The sequence below is a fragment of the Nostoc sp. ChiQUE01b genome, assembly GCF_034531255.1.
Taxonomy (GTDB): Bacteria; Cyanobacteriota; Cyanobacteriia; order Cyanobacteriales; family Nostocaceae; genus Nostoc.
This window is the reverse complement of record NZ_JAVRBM010000006.1, coordinates 160939-175218: the sequence shown is the minus strand read 5'-3', so window position 1 is coordinate 175218 and position 14280 is coordinate 160939. Positions and strand designations below refer to the sequence as shown.

Annotated in this window: 20 protein-coding genes and 1 pseudogene; 12 read left to right on the top strand and 9 right to left on the bottom strand. The window is 39.8% G+C overall.

Annotated features, from left to right (window positions below; all coding sequences use genetic code 11):
• Positions 1-9 precede the first annotated feature (9 nt).
• The 4 genes from efeU to RMY63_RS06610 all read right to left on the bottom strand — a co-directional run bounded on the left by efeU (position 10) and on the right by RMY63_RS06610 (position 1659).
• Complete coding sequence (gene efeU / locus RMY63_RS06625; RefSeq protein WP_322727941.1) at positions 10-843, bottom strand: iron uptake transporter permease EfeU; 834 nt, start codon at positions 841-843, stop codon at positions 10-12.
• A 174-nt stretch (positions 844-1017) separates the two neighbouring features.
• Entirely contained in the window at positions 1018-1188 is a 171-nt protein-coding gene (locus RMY63_RS06620) for a hypothetical protein (RefSeq protein ID WP_322727940.1), read from the bottom strand.
• Positions 1189-1291: 103 nt separating this feature from the next.
• Positions 1292-1432: a hypothetical protein gene (locus RMY63_RS06615; protein ID WP_322727939.1), complete on the bottom strand. Its 141-nt coding sequence runs from the start codon at positions 1430-1432 to the stop codon at positions 1292-1294.
• Complete coding sequence (locus tag RMY63_RS06610) at positions 1429-1659, bottom strand: hypothetical protein (protein WP_322727938.1); 231 nt, start codon at positions 1657-1659, stop codon at positions 1429-1431. Before RMY63_RS06610 ends, RMY63_RS06615 begins: the two co-directional genes overlap by 4 nt.
• A 287-nt stretch (positions 1660-1946) precedes the next feature.
• On the opposite strand from RMY63_RS06610, the gene RMY63_RS06605 reads away from it, so the two are divergent.
• From RMY63_RS06605 to RMY63_RS06595, 3 genes are all read left to right on the top strand, one after another.
• Entirely contained in the window at positions 1947-2309 is a 363-nt protein-coding gene (locus RMY63_RS06605) for a hypothetical protein (protein WP_322727937.1), read from the top strand.
• A gap of 66 nt (positions 2310-2375) precedes the next feature.
• The gene (locus RMY63_RS06600; protein WP_322727936.1) at positions 2376-3197 is read left to right on the top strand and encodes an NACHT domain-containing protein; all 822 of its coding nucleotides are present in this window, start codon (positions 2376-2378) and stop codon (positions 3195-3197) included.
• Between the two features lies 1 nt (position 3198).
• A complete protein-coding gene (locus RMY63_RS06595; RefSeq protein WP_322727935.1) occupies positions 3199-3609 on the top strand; it encodes a zinc-ribbon domain-containing protein in 411 nt (136 codons plus the stop codon).
• 478 nt (positions 3610-4087) lie between these two features.
• Here RMY63_RS06595 and uvrB read toward each other — a convergent pair whose 3' ends face one another.
• Entirely contained in the window at positions 4088-6085 is a 1998-nt protein-coding gene (gene uvrB, locus RMY63_RS06590) for an excinuclease ABC subunit UvrB (protein WP_322727934.1), read from the bottom strand.
• A 254-nt stretch (positions 6086-6339) separates the two neighbouring features.
• Between uvrB and RMY63_RS06585 the strand changes: the two genes are divergently transcribed.
• Both RMY63_RS06585 and RMY63_RS06580 read left to right on the top strand, forming a co-directional pair.
• Positions 6340-6804: a hypothetical protein gene (locus tag RMY63_RS06585; RefSeq protein WP_322727933.1), complete on the top strand. Its 465-nt coding sequence runs from the start codon at positions 6340-6342 to the stop codon at positions 6802-6804.
• Between the two features lie 342 nt (positions 6805-7146).
• Positions 7147-7329: a CsbD family protein gene (locus RMY63_RS06580; protein ID WP_099103871.1), complete on the top strand. Its 183-nt coding sequence runs from the start codon at positions 7147-7149 to the stop codon at positions 7327-7329.
• 244 nt (positions 7330-7573) lie between these two features.
• Here RMY63_RS06580 and RMY63_RS06575 read toward each other — a convergent pair whose 3' ends face one another.
• Positions 7574-7768, bottom strand: coding sequence for a hypothetical protein (locus RMY63_RS06575; RefSeq protein WP_322727932.1), 195 nt, complete (start codon positions 7766-7768; stop codon positions 7574-7576).
• Between the two features lie 205 nt (positions 7769-7973).
• Here RMY63_RS06575 and RMY63_RS06570 point away from each other — a divergent pair, with 205 nt between their 5' ends.
• The gene (locus RMY63_RS06570; RefSeq protein ID WP_322727931.1) at positions 7974-8612 is read left to right on the top strand and encodes a histidine phosphatase family protein; all 639 of its coding nucleotides are present in this window, start codon (positions 7974-7976) and stop codon (positions 8610-8612) included.
• Between the two features lie 83 nt (positions 8613-8695).
• Here RMY63_RS06570 and RMY63_RS06565 read toward each other — a convergent pair whose 3' ends face one another.
• Together RMY63_RS06565 and RMY63_RS06560 are read right to left on the bottom strand one after the other, a co-directional pair.
• Positions 8696-9115: a PIN domain-containing protein gene (locus RMY63_RS06565; RefSeq protein ID WP_322727930.1), complete on the bottom strand. Its 420-nt coding sequence runs from the start codon at positions 9113-9115 to the stop codon at positions 8696-8698.
• Entirely contained in the window at positions 9112-9396 is a 285-nt protein-coding gene (locus RMY63_RS06560) for a hypothetical protein (RefSeq protein ID WP_322727929.1), read from the bottom strand. The genes RMY63_RS06565 and RMY63_RS06560 overlap by 4 nt, the downstream gene beginning before the upstream one ends.
• Positions 9397-10121: 725 nt before the next feature.
• Here RMY63_RS06560 and RMY63_RS06555 point away from each other — a divergent pair.
• The 5 genes and pseudogenes from RMY63_RS06555 (at position 10122) to RMY63_RS06535 (ending at position 13405) form a co-directional block, all read left to right on the top strand.
• A complete protein-coding gene (locus tag RMY63_RS06555) occupies positions 10122-10619 on the top strand; it encodes a GNAT family N-acetyltransferase (protein ID WP_322727928.1) in 498 nt (165 codons plus the stop codon).
• 218 nt (positions 10620-10837) lie between these two features.
• A pseudogene (locus tag RMY63_RS06550) lies at positions 10838-11188 on the top strand (IS607 family transposase); the annotation flags it as partial.
• Positions 11188-12273, top strand: a complete 1086-nt coding sequence (locus RMY63_RS06545; RefSeq protein ID WP_322727927.1) for an RNA-guided endonuclease TnpB family protein — start codon at positions 11188-11190, stop codon at positions 12271-12273. The pseudogene RMY63_RS06550 and the gene RMY63_RS06545, both read left to right, overlap by 1 nt.
• Positions 12274-12424: 151 nt before the next feature.
• Positions 12425-12571: a hypothetical protein gene (locus RMY63_RS06540; protein ID WP_322727926.1), complete on the top strand. Its 147-nt coding sequence runs from the start codon at positions 12425-12427 to the stop codon at positions 12569-12571.
• 108 nt (positions 12572-12679) lie between these two features.
• Positions 12680-13405, top strand: coding sequence for a hypothetical protein (locus tag RMY63_RS06535; RefSeq protein ID WP_322727925.1), 726 nt, complete (start codon positions 12680-12682; stop codon positions 13403-13405).
• Between the two features lie 5 nt (positions 13406-13410).
• On the opposite strand, the gene RMY63_RS06530 is transcribed toward RMY63_RS06535, so the two are convergent.
• Positions 13411-13950, bottom strand: a complete 540-nt coding sequence (locus RMY63_RS06530) for a GrpB family protein (protein ID WP_322727924.1) — start codon at positions 13948-13950, stop codon at positions 13411-13413.
• Positions 13951-14065: 115 nt separating this feature from the next.
• Here RMY63_RS06530 and rpmI point away from each other — a divergent pair, with 115 nt between their 5' ends.
• On the top strand, positions 14066-14263 hold the full coding sequence (rpmI, locus tag RMY63_RS06525; protein WP_322666689.1) for a 50S ribosomal protein L35: 198 nt from the start codon (positions 14066-14068) through the stop codon (positions 14261-14263).
• Positions 14264-14280: the final 17 nt, after the last annotated feature.

Sequence of the window (14280 nt, the reverse complement as noted above, 5' to 3'; positions counted from 1 at the left end):
TTGAAGTTGCTAGGAATGACTTGCGGTAGTCTTCTGTCCAGCGTTACCGCCTAACAAGAACAGCAGCATGGTAGGAATTAGGTAGCCAAAATAAACGATTACCTCACTTACAGTCGGGGCATCGTTATAACCAAAAAATCCTGCCAAAAGTGAACCAACAAACCCGTTATTGGGAAGTATCCCACTAGCATCAAATACTACTGTTTGCAATGAATTCCACACTCCGGCTTCATGAAAGGCTCTCACCCCACTGGCTAAGAGTCCAGCGGCAACTAATATAATGAAGGCTCCTGTCCATTTAAAAAATCGCCTCAAATTGATGCGGATACCACCCTGATAAATGCCTACACCGACGGCTACTGCGGCTGCATACCCAAACAATGCCCCCACAGGAGCTTGAATTCCCAAATTTTGCTGAAACGTCGCCAGGAGAAACACTACTGTTTCCAGACCTTCCCGCAGTACTGCAAAGAATGCCATCCCCACTAGTGCTATGCCCCCCTTATCTCCCGATTGAATGGCAGCTTCAACTTGGGACTGTAACTCACCTTTAATTGAACGAGCAGCACGCCGCATCCAGAAAACCATCCAGGTGAGAACCCCAACTGCCACAATCGAAATTACACCTGCAAATAATTCCTGTTCTTGTTGGGGAAAATCTTGACTAGATATTTGCAAGAAGATCCCAGCTGCTAGACATACAAAAGTCGCTAGTACAATTCCGATCCAGACTGACTTCATCAAATAGGTACGACCAGTTTGCTTGAGATAACTGGCAATGATACCCACGACAAGCGCAGCTTCAACACCCTCTCGGAACATTATCAAAAAGGGAAAAAGCATGAATAAACTTATTAACTATAATTCTTATCAAATCATCATGAGAATAATAACTTACTTGAGAACATTTGTATATAACTGCAAGTAAAAAATCTCTAAAATCCTGGAGGAATAAATTTTCGGATGAAAGAACTCCTACAACGCATTGCTAGGAGTTGTTTCCAGCCTATTTTGTCGCTAGTCAGAATCTTCTATATGCCAATCAGCAGCATAATATATGTGCGATATATATGTGCGATCGCCTGGATGCAATTCTTGAAGTTGAGTTTGCAGATGTTTAATGCGATCGCGCATGGAGAAGCTAATGGTTAGGTTGCTGGGGCTACAACCTCTGAAGCAACTCGTCATACTCTGCATGTGCGCCAATTCAGAACCAGTAAATGTGATCATCCTGCAACAAGCCAAGAACGCGGTAGTCTAAACTAACACGAGCCGAATAGATTGGTTGGCGCTAGCTAACTCGTTTGAACTGAAGACTATTGTGGTAAGGATCTAAACGCCAAAGAGCATAGGCTTTGGCAGCTTGTTCTTGAACTAATGCAGGAAGTTCATCAAGTTTCTTGCGAAATACCTTCGTAACACTTGACTTCATTGCTCAGAGGGAAAAACGTCAGCTAGAGGAGTGATGTCGCCAGCAGCAATTTCTTGCCGTACCATATCAGTTAGACGATCCCACTGAGTATCTGTTGTAGATTCAAACTGAGCCTTCCATCTTTGCTCATCCTCTATCTCGGCAAGGAGACGAGCCGCGATCGCATCCTGTTCGGCAACAGGTAGAGTTTTTAGTTGGGCGATCGCACGCTCAAGTAACTCAGTCATGGCTACCACACTCTTAAAACGTAAATGGCATCTTATCCATTATCGCTTCTTGGTGGCAAGTTGAGCGCTTTATCACCCAAGCTATAACCTTTCTGCGGGGAGCATCCCAATTTCATCGCTTTTTGTGCCATTGAACTTCAAAAGCTTTACACAAATCATCTACGTGGCAAAATAAAGCATCTAAACTAAACTAGGACAAATGCTGGATTTTACATTATTTTCAGCTTACTACCTGTCCCTTTCCTTATCCCGAACTCAGGTTCTCTAACAAGGAGCAAAAATCGGATATGACTGGAAACCGCAATATTCATATCGGTAGCGGCAATTATAACGAGCGTATTGAAGGTGATTATATCCAAGGGGATTACTACGCTGCTAGTAAGCAACAAAACCTTGCTGAAGCTGCTGCTGAAATTCAAAAGCTTTTAGAACAATTAGATAAATCTAATACTACTGATACGACTTTGGGCAGGATGCAAGTAGCCGCCGAAACTATTAAGGCTATTGAAAATAATCCTACTTTGGCACAACGGATCACTAGTGCTTTAAAGGCTGGTGGTGTTCAGGCTTTGGCGCAACTACTTAATCATCCTGCTGCTAGTTTTGTCATTGGTGCATTAGAAGATTGGCAGAAAACTAAGAGTAGTTAAATATGATTCTACTTTTCTTATACGTTTACTTTCCTTGACATTAAAGAGACTAACGGAGATTAAACCATGAAAGAGAATAACGAGTCTGAGAATCGCCGTATCGATATTGAAGAAGGTAATTATAACGAGCGCATTGAGGGAAATTATGTCCAAGGTAATCGTAACTTCATATTTAATTTTAGACACCAGAGTAGTAATGAAGTATCAGCAAAGCATTCTCAGATTCGACAGACTTTGTTAAAAAAGGTCAACTTGGAAGTCGAAAGCCGGATAAACAGTTCTCTTCATAACCGAGTTTATATTGTTCTGGATGTAGAGCAAAACCCAGAACAGATTGAATTACCTTGGTCAAGTGAAATTAAAGTGGGTTCCCAACCAAAAATTAGATTAGATAATACAGACATTATTAACGTTTTTGACCAAGAAGATGTTGCCGGAAGATTATTAATTTTGGGACAACCAGGTTCTGGAAAAACTACTATGCTCCTTAAGCTAGCAGAAGAGTTAGTAAAACGGGCTAAAGATGATTCAACACATCCTATCCCAGTACTATTTTCTTTATCTTCTTGGAAAAATGATAATCAAAATATAAAAGATTGGTTAATTGAGCAGTTAAAAGACAAATATGGTCTGCTGAAAGAGATTAGTAAACTGTGGATAGAGAACCAAGAATTTATACCACTTTTAGATGGGTTAGATGAACTAGCGGCTGAAAGTCAAGAAAACTGCGTTCTTAAAATTAATGAATTCCTACTTCCTAAAAATTGGAATAATCCTGTAATCGTTTGTAGCCGCATTCAAGAATATCAGCGTTATACAAGTTTACTAAAGCGGTTTTTTCTTTGCTGGTTTAATAATCTTTGGATTTCAAATAAAGTTAAAATATAAAATGAATATTCAGGTTTTAATTAATATCTTAAGTTCAGAAATAGCCTTTGGAATACTTATTGGAATAGTCGTAACTGGAATACCTGTCATTAAACATTTTATACTACGCATAATTCTGTCGTCTAATCGTTACGCCCCTTGGAACTATGCCAAGTTCCTCGACTACTGCACTGATCGCCTATTTCTGCAACGAGTAGGGGGCGGCTATCGCTTTATGCATGACCTGCTACGTCAGCACTTTGCTAATTCCTATGCTCAGAAAAATTTAGTACCTGCTAAAACAATTCCAGTAGAAACCTCTCTTCCACAAGTTAAAAATCACCTTGTCTGTACCAATTGTGGTCATCATAATTCTGCTAATAACAACTTTTGTATCAAATGTGGAACCAAATTGAATCGACCACATATTTAATTATGCTTTTACCCATAAATTGATCAAAAGTTAACGCAATTTAAAGGCTTTTTGTGACTTAAAGAAATTGTTTGCCGTTTTTTAAAGTAAAAGCTTGCCGAATTGAGAGTCTGACTAGCTTTATGGTAAATCTACACTCTCCAAAGACGTGAAAAATGCACCAAAGTCTCACGCAATATAGGATGAACGTCGATTTGGTCACAAACCAAAAATGGCGATTGCCTGATGCTAGTCATCAAACTCTTATACAGAGGGCATTTTTCTCTATCTATTGTTTGGATTCACGGCAGGCTTTGACTTAAATTCTTGAGACTGGTGGTAACTTTATCGTTTAACCGTAGTCAACAACCACTTTGCACAAATCGTAACAATCAGCCTTTCATGCTTTGATGCGGCAAGCTTATCCTTTAATTTTCGGCAATCTTTTCCTTTAAGTCACAGCGTGGGTTATTGCTGATTCGTGAGTATAAGTTTCACATTAACGTCCTAGCATTTTATCCCGCAGATGTTTAATGCGATCGCGCAATTTTGCCGCCTCTTCAAATTCCAGTTTCTTTGCGGCTTCTTTCATCTGCGCTTCTAACAGAGTAATCAATTGGGGAATCTGTTCTAATGGCAGTTCATCTAAATGTTCATCTACTACTTTCAAGTCAGTTGCATTTAACCGCCGAGATACATCTAAAAAAGCCAAAATCGCATTACTTGATTTTTTCACAATTGGTTGTGGTGTAATCCCATGCAGTCGATTATGTGCTGTTTGGATACCACGCCGTCTGTCTGTTTCATCAATAGCTTTAATCATGCTACCTGTCAGATTATCAGCATACAAAATTGCTTGTCCCTGAATGTGACGCGCGGCTCTACCAATAGTTTGAATTAAAGAACGCTCGGTTCGCAAGAAACCTTCTTTATCTGCATCCATAATTGCCACTAAGGAAACTTCGGGTAAATCCAAACCTTCCCGCAGCAAATTCACACCAACCAAAACATCAAAATTTCCCTCGCGCAAGTTCTGCAAAATTTCAATGCGCTCAATAGAAGTAATCTCAGAATGTAAATACCGTACCCTGATACCGTGGTCTTGCAAATATTCGGTTAAATCTTCCGCCATCCGCTTAGTTAATGTGGTAATTAACACTCGTTCATGGAGGTCAACTCTATCTTTAATTTCACCTAATAAATCATCAATTTGTCCTTCTGTGGGACGCACAGAAATTTCTGGATCAACCACCCCAGTTGGTCGAATCACTTGCTCAACTACATGGTCTTCAGAAACTTCTAATTCCCAATTTCCGGGAGTTGCTGAAACAAAAATACACTGATTTACTTTTTGCCAAAATTCCTCAGCTTTCAAAGGACGGTTATCAGCAGCGCTAGGAAGACGAAATCCATGATCGATTAAAACTTTTTTTCTTGCTTGATCGCCGTTATACATCCCGCGAATTTGGGGTACGGTAACGTGAGATTCATCGATAATTAATAGCCAATCTTTGGGAAAATAATCAATTAAACATTCTGGTGGTTCTCCAGCTTGTCTTCCTGCTAAGTGACGGGAATAGTTCTCAACGCCGTTACAGTAACCTACTTCGCGTAACATTTCCAAGTCATAGCGTGTACGCTGATCTATGCGTTGCGCTTCTAATAGTTTGCCAGCTTGTTCTAAGTCTAGTTTTTGCTGTTTTAACTCGGCTGCAATGTCATTACAAGCTACTTCTAACCGTTCTTCTGGGGTGACAAAGTGGCGTGCAGGGTAAATATTTACCGCTTCTAAACTTTTGAGAATTTCACCTGTTACTGGATCAATGTAGCGAATTGCGTCAATTTCATCACCAAAGAATTCGACACGGATAATCCGGTCTTCATAAGCTGGGCCAATTTCTAAGACATCACCCCGGACACGAAATTTTCCCCGACCCATTTCGATGTCGTTGCGGCTGTATTGAACATTTGTCAAATCTCGTAAAATTTGGCGTTGATTTACTTCCATACCTATTTGCAGAGGGATGGCAGCTTTCAGATATTCTGCTGGCATCCCTAAACCGTAGATGCAACTGATGGAAGCAACGACAATGACATCACGACGTTCAAAAAGCGATCGCGTCGCTGAGTGCCGCAACATATCAATTTCATCATTAATCGCCGCCGTTTTTTCAATATAAGTATCGGTAACGGGAATATACGCTTCTGGCTGATAATAATCGTAGTAGCTGACAAAATACTCGACTGCGTTATTGGGGAAGAAATCCCGCAACTCGTTACAAAGCTGTGCAGCCAGGGTTTTGTTATGCGCCAGAACTAAAGTAGGCTTGCCAATTTTCTCAATTACTGCTGCTACTGAAAATGTCTTGCCAGTTCCAGTGGCTCCTAGTAAAGTTTGGTAACGATTGCCTGATTGGATACTAGCAGTCAGTTGTGCGATCGCTTGTGGTTGATCGCCTGTGGGACTAAAGGGAGCTTGAAGACAAAATTCTGTCATACAGTTTTGCTGTAAATACCCTATCTCATGGTGACGATTCCGCCCTGTATTCATTGTAGCTGGCTTCTTAGACCAAAATAAATAGTAATAATTATTTACAAAAATTATTACTTTAAATTTACTTATGTATTAGTTTTAAAAATTTTTATATCTATATGAGGTTTTTTAAGGTTAAACTCTAAGGTATATGGGAAAAAATTTCATCTTTCCTTAATTATTGTAAAATTCAATTAACAAACTAGAGGTGTTCGTTTATGACTATTAGCAACACTGGCAAAGCAACCAGTTCTCGGCAAAAGTATGCCAAGTCTCCAGGGGAAGCTACAGAGGAAGTTGACAATCAACAAGACCAGAGCTTGAATGCTGATAAAGTCGAGGAAGTTAATGAACTGCCAGTAGGAGCTTCTGGAACACTTGCCATTTCTGGAATTCGTCCTATAGGCGCTAGCGACTTAGAAGTTGCGGAAAAACTTTCAATTGCTGGGGTGCGTCCCGTTAGCACCAGTAGCTTAGAAGTAGTTGAAACCTATAATGCAATGGGTATTCGTCCAATTGGCGCTAATAGATTCCAAATTGTTGAAAATATTAATCTTTCTGGGATTCGTCCAGTTGGCTCAAGTGCATTGGTAATTTCTGACAGCTATTCAACATTCGGTAATCGTCCGATCGCATCAAATGAGATTGACAATTCTGAAGGTCTGATGGGTTTTCTAGATTAAACAAAAAACATCCCCATAACTTTATTAACCCATTTTCTATACGAAACTGGGTTTTTTTATTTAAAAAGTAGAAATTACCATTTATAACATTTATTCTATGTCTTTTAGCATAGGTAACTAAACTCTTTTTATTTTAATTTAGATTCAGTCAACAGCCAGGATGCTTACTACAATTGGTTTCTTAATTTGGAATCTGGAATTTGGAATTTGGAATTATTGAATCTGCCTTGTGGTGGAAGGCTTTAGCAAAAACTTTAAGTTATTGTGTAAAGGTAATAACAAAAAGTTTCAAAGTTAGTTCACAGCTTTGAAATGAGTTTTTAATTAAATCAGGAGTACAAAATGAGCATAGAAGATCGTGCAAAGGCTGCTGCTAAAAATGTTGAGGGTAAAGCCCAAGAAGCATTAGGAAATGTCACTGGAGATCCAGAAGATAAAGCGAAAGGTAAAGCAAAGCAAGCTGAAAGCGAAGTACGTCACGGAATTGAAGACGTAAAAGATAATGTCAAGAAAAACATTGACTAGTAGTTCATGATTTATTTGCAAAAACTCTAGGGATAGAAATGGGGTGGATTCCATTTTTGCAGAAAAAACTGAATTGCTTGAAAACCAAGCTAAACTCTTGTGATATCTTCGAGTAAGGATTAGAGAGTAGGTATCAGCTTGATTGGCAAAATTTTTGTAGAGACGTAATTAATCACGTCTCTACATTTTGCTATGGACTTGTACATTGACAAAAAATACCAATTAATAATTCAAAATTCCAAATTCACGCATTAAAGATATTTTCAGACGAGGATTTAATTTCTTCTGCTGCACCAATGGCTACTCTTTGAATAGTGATGTCTACGACAGTCTGTCTGGTGACGCAACTTTGTCCAATTTTAAAATTATTCCAAATCTCAAAAAATTGTAGTAACATACCACAGGCATTAACTATCTTCAGATATAAGTAGGTAAACACAATTAATTACACAATGTCATTGCGTTGGCGTTAGCCTTCCCGCAGGGTATGCAGCAAAGCGTAATGTTCGCCTAGCGTCTCCTCTCCAAGAGTTGCAATTCATTTGCGGCTGGGATTGCTTTGCTGGCAATGACTGTAAATATTTTTGTTCATCTACTTATCTGATTGTTAGTGCTCTTAAATTCACAATCGATGAGAATATACCGTGAGTCTAACTCTTTATTTCCTCCGTCACGGACAGACAGAATGCAGCCGCAATAATTCTTTTTGCGGTTCCATAGACTCAGAACTTACCCCAGAAGGCTTGGAAATGGCAAAGGCTTTTGCAGATACATATAGTTCTATGGATTGGACAGCAATATTTTGTAGTCCAATGCGGCGAACTGTGGAGACAGCAAAACCTTTATGTATATCCATAGGGATAGAACCACAACTTAGAGATGGTTTGAAAGAAATTAACTATGGCTTGTGGGAAGGAAAAACCCCAGAAGTAATTAGCCGTGAGTATCACGATGATTATATTCGCTGGTCAGCAGATCCGGCTTGGAATGCGCCAAATGGTGGGGAAATGGCTGTTACAATTGCTTCTCGTGCCTTGCAGGTAATTGAAGAAATCAAACAAAATTACAGTAGTGGTAATGTTTTAGTTGTTTCCCACAAGGCAACCATCAGAATTATTCTGTGTAGTTTACTGGGGATTGATGTGGGACGCTTCCGTTTTCGTTTGGGATGCCCTGTTGCTTCGGTCAGTATTGTAGAATTTAGTTCACATGGCCCGCTGTTAAAGGTTTTGGCAGACCGTACTCATTTGGATGAGCGTTTGCGAAATTTACCAGGAACGTGAGGGTAGTTAGGAGAGACGCTACTCGTCGCGTCTGTACAGGAGTTAGGAGTTATTATTTTTCCCTTGCTCCCCCTTATTATTATTTATTGAGTATTTGTTAGTTCCTGAATCAACTGTTCAGGCGTCATAATTATAGGAGTAGCAACTGGAAAATCTCCAGGGTTGCGAGTAATAATAGCATTTAAGTGATTGAGTACCGCAGTGCTGTATTGAATAGCGTTTTCAAAATCTCTGAAGTTAACGGTTAGTGCCATGTTGATTGTGGTACTGTCTACAGTGGCAATACGGCAAAAGGTAACTATTTCCCTCAAAAACTCAAGGGCTAAATTTCGACCTTTATCTTTACGGATGATGTAGTAAAGGTCACTAAAAGAAGATGCACAGATGTAGCCTTCTATCTGCCCTTCTTCAACAAATGATACAACTGTCTCGCTATTGCCAAAAAAAGGTTGTCGCTCAAGAGCAACATCCAGAATAACATTGCTGTCTAACAGAACTTTCACAGATTATGTTTCTCCTTTAAAGCTTCCCATCTGGCTTGGTCTGGGTCAAAATCAGGAGGTGCGGGTTGTGTCTTTTCAAACCAGCCTTGCAAAGCTTTGATTTTTGTTTGTCTCTTCGGCTTCTCTGGCTGTGACTCAATAGAGGTTTTTGTAGAACTTTCCCAGGATGGAATTGGCTGCAAAATAATGACTTCCACTTTACCAGGAGCAATATTTAGAGGTTCGTCAATAATTAAATGACCTGATTCATCAATTGTGGCGTTTAGCTTATAAGCTTGCATACTTCTGCTCCTTTTTGTTTCTAGGATAAAATACTGCTGCTGTAAAAGGCGCGTAGGCGTAGCCCGTCGTAGACATCGCAGTTATAAGTGAATGTCTTGTCGTCACCAACATTACAACATTAAGTCTTAACGTTACGAGATTAAGCCTTAAAGTTACAATATTAAGCCTTAAGGTTACGTAGATTAAGCCTTAACATTACAAGATTAAGGCTTAACGTTACGACATTAAGCCTTAACATTACAACTTTTTGGCAAAAGCTTATGCGATCGCTCTTTAGGGTAGTGCGCTTCGTGCGATCGCAGGCCCTACTTAAACAAAACTTATCAATGATTCCACTTTAGCAATAAATCTTACGCCAAGCGATCGCGAATTGTATCTTTGCAAAACAACCCAACAGAAAAACACACTTTCTCCCAATTACGAATTACAAATTACGAATTATTCTCTCGCACTCTCCAAATTGCTTCGCGCACCTCTCCCGCGCACTCTTCACCCGTCGCCTCGCGCCAAATTGGCTTATAAAGTAAAGTAGTCAATCTTAAAGTCATGCAAATCCCAGTAGGTTTTTTCTGGAGTTAGAGCCGCGTACTGGAACTTAGGGCTAACCTATTACGTAAAAAAACATAAAATAGATTTTGTTAGTCTCTAATTTGTTCTTCTCTGTTATTCTTCTAAAAGAAAATTCTTTTGCTCCAAGTCTTTCTCTTATTTTTGTCAACCAGGTATGTGTCTCAATGATGTAGTGATTGACCGTGCCAGCCCCAGTGATGTTACTGGAATCGTCAAGTTGGCCCAAGCCAATGACGCAGAACATGGTGGTATGTTGTTAGGTTCTCTTCAGCCAGAGGCTGTGATGATGACTATCTCTCAAATGCCGAGCGTTGTAGCCCGTAAAGATGGTCAAGTTATAGGATTCTTACTCAGTTGGTCAAAGACAACTGCTAATTTACCAATTATAAAGGTGATGTTACAAGCGTATGCTGGTACAAAAGATGCTTACTTGTATGGCCCCATTTGTGTTGATGAAACTATGCGTGGGCAAGGTATTGCTGCGATAATGTTTGCGAAGTTGAAAGATTTTCTACCAGACCGGGAAGGAATACTCTTTATCAAGGCAAATAACAAAGCATCACTTCAGGCACATCAAAAGATGGGTGTGTGCAAGATGGCAGAGTTCATCTATGAAGGCACTAAATTTTTGATATTCGCGTATAATAGCTAACTACTTGATAGCGACCAATTAAGTGTCATTGAGTTCTACCTCTATCCCTCTACTTTCAAAACTAATTACACTAGCTTGACAGATATAGCAAGGGACTGGGGACTGGGGACTGGGGACTGGGGAAGGTGGGGCCCCCTCTGGGGATAAGGGGTAATGGGGACTGGGTGAAAAGTCTTTTGGTGTCTAAGTTTTATCATCTCTTGATGTCCTAATCAGCTTGGCAATTTGAAACTATCCAAGATTTAGGTAGTGGCTTGAATTACAACAAAAAAGGACTTCAAAAATTACTTAAACGGATCATGCAAGGTGATGTTGGTAGATTAGTACTGACTCACAAGGATAGGTTGTTAAGATTTGGCGCAGAGTTGGTGTTTGCCATGTGTGAGGAATTTGAAACAAAAGTAGTCATCATCAATAAAACCAACGAAGAAGTCACGTTTGAGCAAGAGTTAGCCCAAGACATGATTGAACTAATCACAGTATTTTCAGCACGTCTTTATGGCTTTAGAAGCAAGAAAAACAAGAAATTGATTGATGGCATGACTCAAGTTGTCAAGGAGGTGTCATAGTGTTGTTAGGTTTCAAGACTGAGTTGAAATTGAACAATCAACAACGCACGGCACTGATAAAGCATTGTGGTGTAGCGCGTCATGCTTGGAATTGGGGACTTGCTTTAACCAAGCAAATTCTTGACCACAATAAAGCTAATCCCGATTCCAAAATCAAGTTTCCTACTGCTATTGACTTACATAAGTGGTTAGTAGCGTTGGTTAAGTCTGAAAATGAATGGTATTACGAGTGCAGCAAGTCTACGCCACAACAAGCTTTGATGGCATTACGTGAGGCATGGAAGCGCTGCTTTCACAAAACTGCTGGTGTTCCCAAATTCAAGAAAAAAGGTAAAGGTGACTCTTTCACAGTTGAAGGTACAGTTAAAATTCTAGGCAATAACAAGATTCAAGTACCTGTGGTCGGTGTTCTCAAGACCTATGAACGACTACCACAGGTATTAACGAAGTCTTGCACAATATCTCGTCAAGCCGATAGGTGGTTTATCAGTTTTCGATTTGATGTAGAACAACGTAACTTCAGCAATACAAGCATTGTAGGTGTTGACCTTGGTGTCAAAAACCTAGCAACACTTTCAACGGGTGATGTCATAGCTGGTGCAAAGTCTTACAAAAAATATGAAGCAAAGTTGTCCAGAATGCAATGGTTGAATCGTCATAAAATCATTGGTTCAAACAACTGGAAAAAAGCACAAATGCAGGTTGCTAGACTGCATATAAAGATAGCTAATATCCGAAAAGATAGATTGCACAAATTAACAACACTATTAGCTAAAAACCACGGCGTAATAGTTATTGAAGACTTAAATGTATCTGGAATGTTGGCTAATCATAAACTGGCTAAAGCTATTGCTGATATGAGCTTTTTTGAGTTCCGTCGTCAGTTGACCTACAAGTGTGAGTTATATGGCTCAAAACTTGTCGTTATTGACCGTTGGTTCCCGTCTAGCAAAACTTGTTCTAACTGTGCAACCAAAAAAGAAACACTCGGACTTGATGAGCGAGTGTTTGAATGCGGTCACTGTGGCTTTGTCATTGACCGCGATTTGAATGCTGCAATTAATTTGAGCAAAGCTGTCAGTTAGACAGTGATAGCCTGTGGACTGGTTGAAGCCGACTTCTCCAGAGTGAAGCAGGAAGTAAACGAAGCTCAAACCAAGTTGAATAGCTTTGATAAGCTTTGACTAAATTTGAGCAGGCTTTATGTAACGGTTTAACGTTTGGTAGCGACCAGCTATGGTTCTTGCTTCAGCCTTGGTGAAGAAAACGTTAGCCTCATTTAAATCTTCAGTAAGTAACCCATCAGCAGCAGAAATTGAAAAAGAACTAGTAAAGCTACAAGTTAAGCTTTCCGAAAATGAAGATTATGTACCACAGGAATGAACCGCCAAACTTTCAGTTACCCTGAAACTGAATTGAGAGTGCAACGTCAAACAAATTATGATTGGAATTGCGATATTATCCGTTCAATTTTTAACAATCAATATATATATGAAAAAATCAATCATCCAAGCATCTGCCGTAATTAAAAGCACCTTCAAGTCACCCGGAGCAATTTTTTTGACGCTGCTGTTGACAAGCTTGCTATCCTATGGATTCGGACTCATTGAAAACAATTCTGCTGGGGCTATTCCTTACCCAGACGGCACTCAATTATCCAAATCGCAAGCAAACGAGTTACCGAAAGCGATCGCTAATAAAATTTTAGGAGATGCATCCTTCCGTTCCAGCCTACGTAAACGGGAATTAGAGATTACCCAAGTCACATCGAAAACCTTTAGTAATCCCTGTGAGTTCAAATTTGGAGAAGTTTGTACCAGGGAATACAACCCCATTGAAGGCTGGGAAGTAGTTGTCAAAGTCCGTCAAGATTCGTGGACTTACCATGTAGATAAATCTGGAAAGCAAATCCTTTTAGATCCGAAAGTGAGTACTTTACAAACATTGCCCAAAGCGATCGCAGATGCAATTTTGAGCGATGCCTCAAGCCGTTCAGGGGTGGGAATTACTGAGTTAAAAATTACTAAAACTACACCAAAAACCTTTGGTAATCTCTGTCAATTCAACTTTGGCGAAGTCTGCACCCAGCAGTATGACCCCGTGGAAGGTTGGGAAGTGATTGTCAAGGTTAAAGAGCAATCTTGGACTTACCATGTGAATAAATCCACTTCGCAAATAATTTTAGATCCGAAAGTCAACACCACTAAAAAAAGTTAAATAAATCAATGGCTTTGGCTTTTTCCCATCTCCTCATTCCGTGCTTTGACCATCACAGCACGGATATACTCATTTTTACCATTGGTATAAGCCTCGCGATCGCTGCGAAAACTTGTAGCCAAATCGCGTTTTAGAACTTCGTAACGTTTCGCCTCTTCAGGATGCTTTCTCAGATAGTCGCAAAATAACTTGCGCTGCCAAAATTCGCTGTCAATCTCGACTATGTGAATATGATGAGTACGTTGCTTTCCGTATGGTGGCATTCCTTTGACAAAAAACATTCGTCCAGGACGCGGGTCTTCATACCAATAAACGTATCCCAAGGATTCTAAAGCCAAAATAGCAGATTTTGCATCTACTAAGGAACGCACTCCCACCATGATGTCAATAACTGGTTTGGCTGCCATTCCTGGTACTGCGGTACTACCAATATGTTCAATTTCTACAACTAAGTCATTACCTAGTGCCTGCCAAATTCGCTCGGCTTCTTCTGTAAACAAAGTCTGCCAATGTGGGTCATATTCGACTATATTGACCTCATCCATAAGTGAAATTAATTTGATCTAGAGCGATCGCCGTTGCTTAAATCCTTTATTTAATTGCAGTTATGGCAATTTTAATAGTATATAATAATGGATCGTGTCGAATCAAAGCTAGACCATGCCTAAACTAAAGACTCGTAAAGCTGCGGCAAAACGATTCCGTGCCACCGGTAGCGGTAAAATCGTCCGTCGTAAAGCGTTCAAAAGCCACCTTTTAGAACACAAATCTTCTGACAAAAAACGTAGTATGCGTCAGAGTGCCCTTGTACACGAACGTGATGAACTTAACGTGCGCTTGATGCTCCCATATTTGTAAGTATTTTAGGAAATAAG

Excerpts from the sequence above, each read along its gene's own strand:
- efeU (WP_322727941.1), bottom strand. The coding sequence starts at position 843 with ATGCTTTTTCCCTTTTTGATAATGTTCCGAGAGGGTGTTGAAGCTGCG.
- RMY63_RS06620 (WP_322727940.1), bottom strand. The coding sequence starts at position 1,188 with ATGACGAGTTGCTTCAGAGGTTGTAGCCCCAGCAACCTAACCATTAGC.
- RMY63_RS06615 (WP_322727939.1), bottom strand. The coding sequence starts at position 1,432 with ATGAAGTCAAGTGTTACGAAGGTATTTCGCAAGAAACTTGATGAACTT.
- RMY63_RS06610 (WP_322727938.1), bottom strand. The coding sequence starts at position 1,659 with ATGACTGAGTTACTTGAGCGTGCGATCGCCCAACTAAAAACTCTACCT.
- RMY63_RS06605 (WP_322727937.1), top strand. The coding sequence starts at position 1,947 with ATGACTGGAAACCGCAATATTCATATCGGTAGCGGCAATTATAACGAG.
- RMY63_RS06600 (WP_322727936.1), top strand. The coding sequence starts at position 2,376 with ATGAAAGAGAATAACGAGTCTGAGAATCGCCGTATCGATATTGAAGAA.
- RMY63_RS06595 (WP_322727935.1), top strand. The coding sequence starts at position 3,199 with ATGAATATTCAGGTTTTAATTAATATCTTAAGTTCAGAAATAGCCTTT.
- uvrB (WP_322727934.1), bottom strand. The coding sequence starts at position 6,085 with ATGACAGAATTTTGTCTTCAAGCTCCCTTTAGTCCCACAGGCGATCAA.
- RMY63_RS06585 (WP_322727933.1), top strand. The coding sequence starts at position 6,340 with ATGACTATTAGCAACACTGGCAAAGCAACCAGTTCTCGGCAAAAGTAT.
- RMY63_RS06580 (WP_099103871.1), top strand. The coding sequence starts at position 7,147 with ATGAGCATAGAAGATCGTGCAAAGGCTGCTGCTAAAAATGTTGAGGGT.
- RMY63_RS06560 (WP_322727929.1), bottom strand. The coding sequence starts at position 9,396 with ATGCAAGCTTATAAGCTAAACGCCACAATTGATGAATCAGGTCATTTA.
- RMY63_RS06555 (WP_322727928.1), top strand. The coding sequence starts at position 10,122 with ATGTGTCTCAATGATGTAGTGATTGACCGTGCCAGCCCCAGTGATGTT.
- RMY63_RS06540 (WP_322727926.1), top strand. The coding sequence starts at position 12,425 with ATGGTTCTTGCTTCAGCCTTGGTGAAGAAAACGTTAGCCTCATTTAAA.
- RMY63_RS06535 (WP_322727925.1), top strand. The coding sequence starts at position 12,680 with ATGAAAAAATCAATCATCCAAGCATCTGCCGTAATTAAAAGCACCTTC.
- RMY63_RS06530 (WP_322727924.1), bottom strand. The coding sequence starts at position 13,950 with ATGGATGAGGTCAATATAGTCGAATATGACCCACATTGGCAGACTTTG.
- rpmI (WP_322666689.1), top strand. The coding sequence starts at position 14,066 with ATGCCTAAACTAAAGACTCGTAAAGCTGCGGCAAAACGATTCCGTGCC.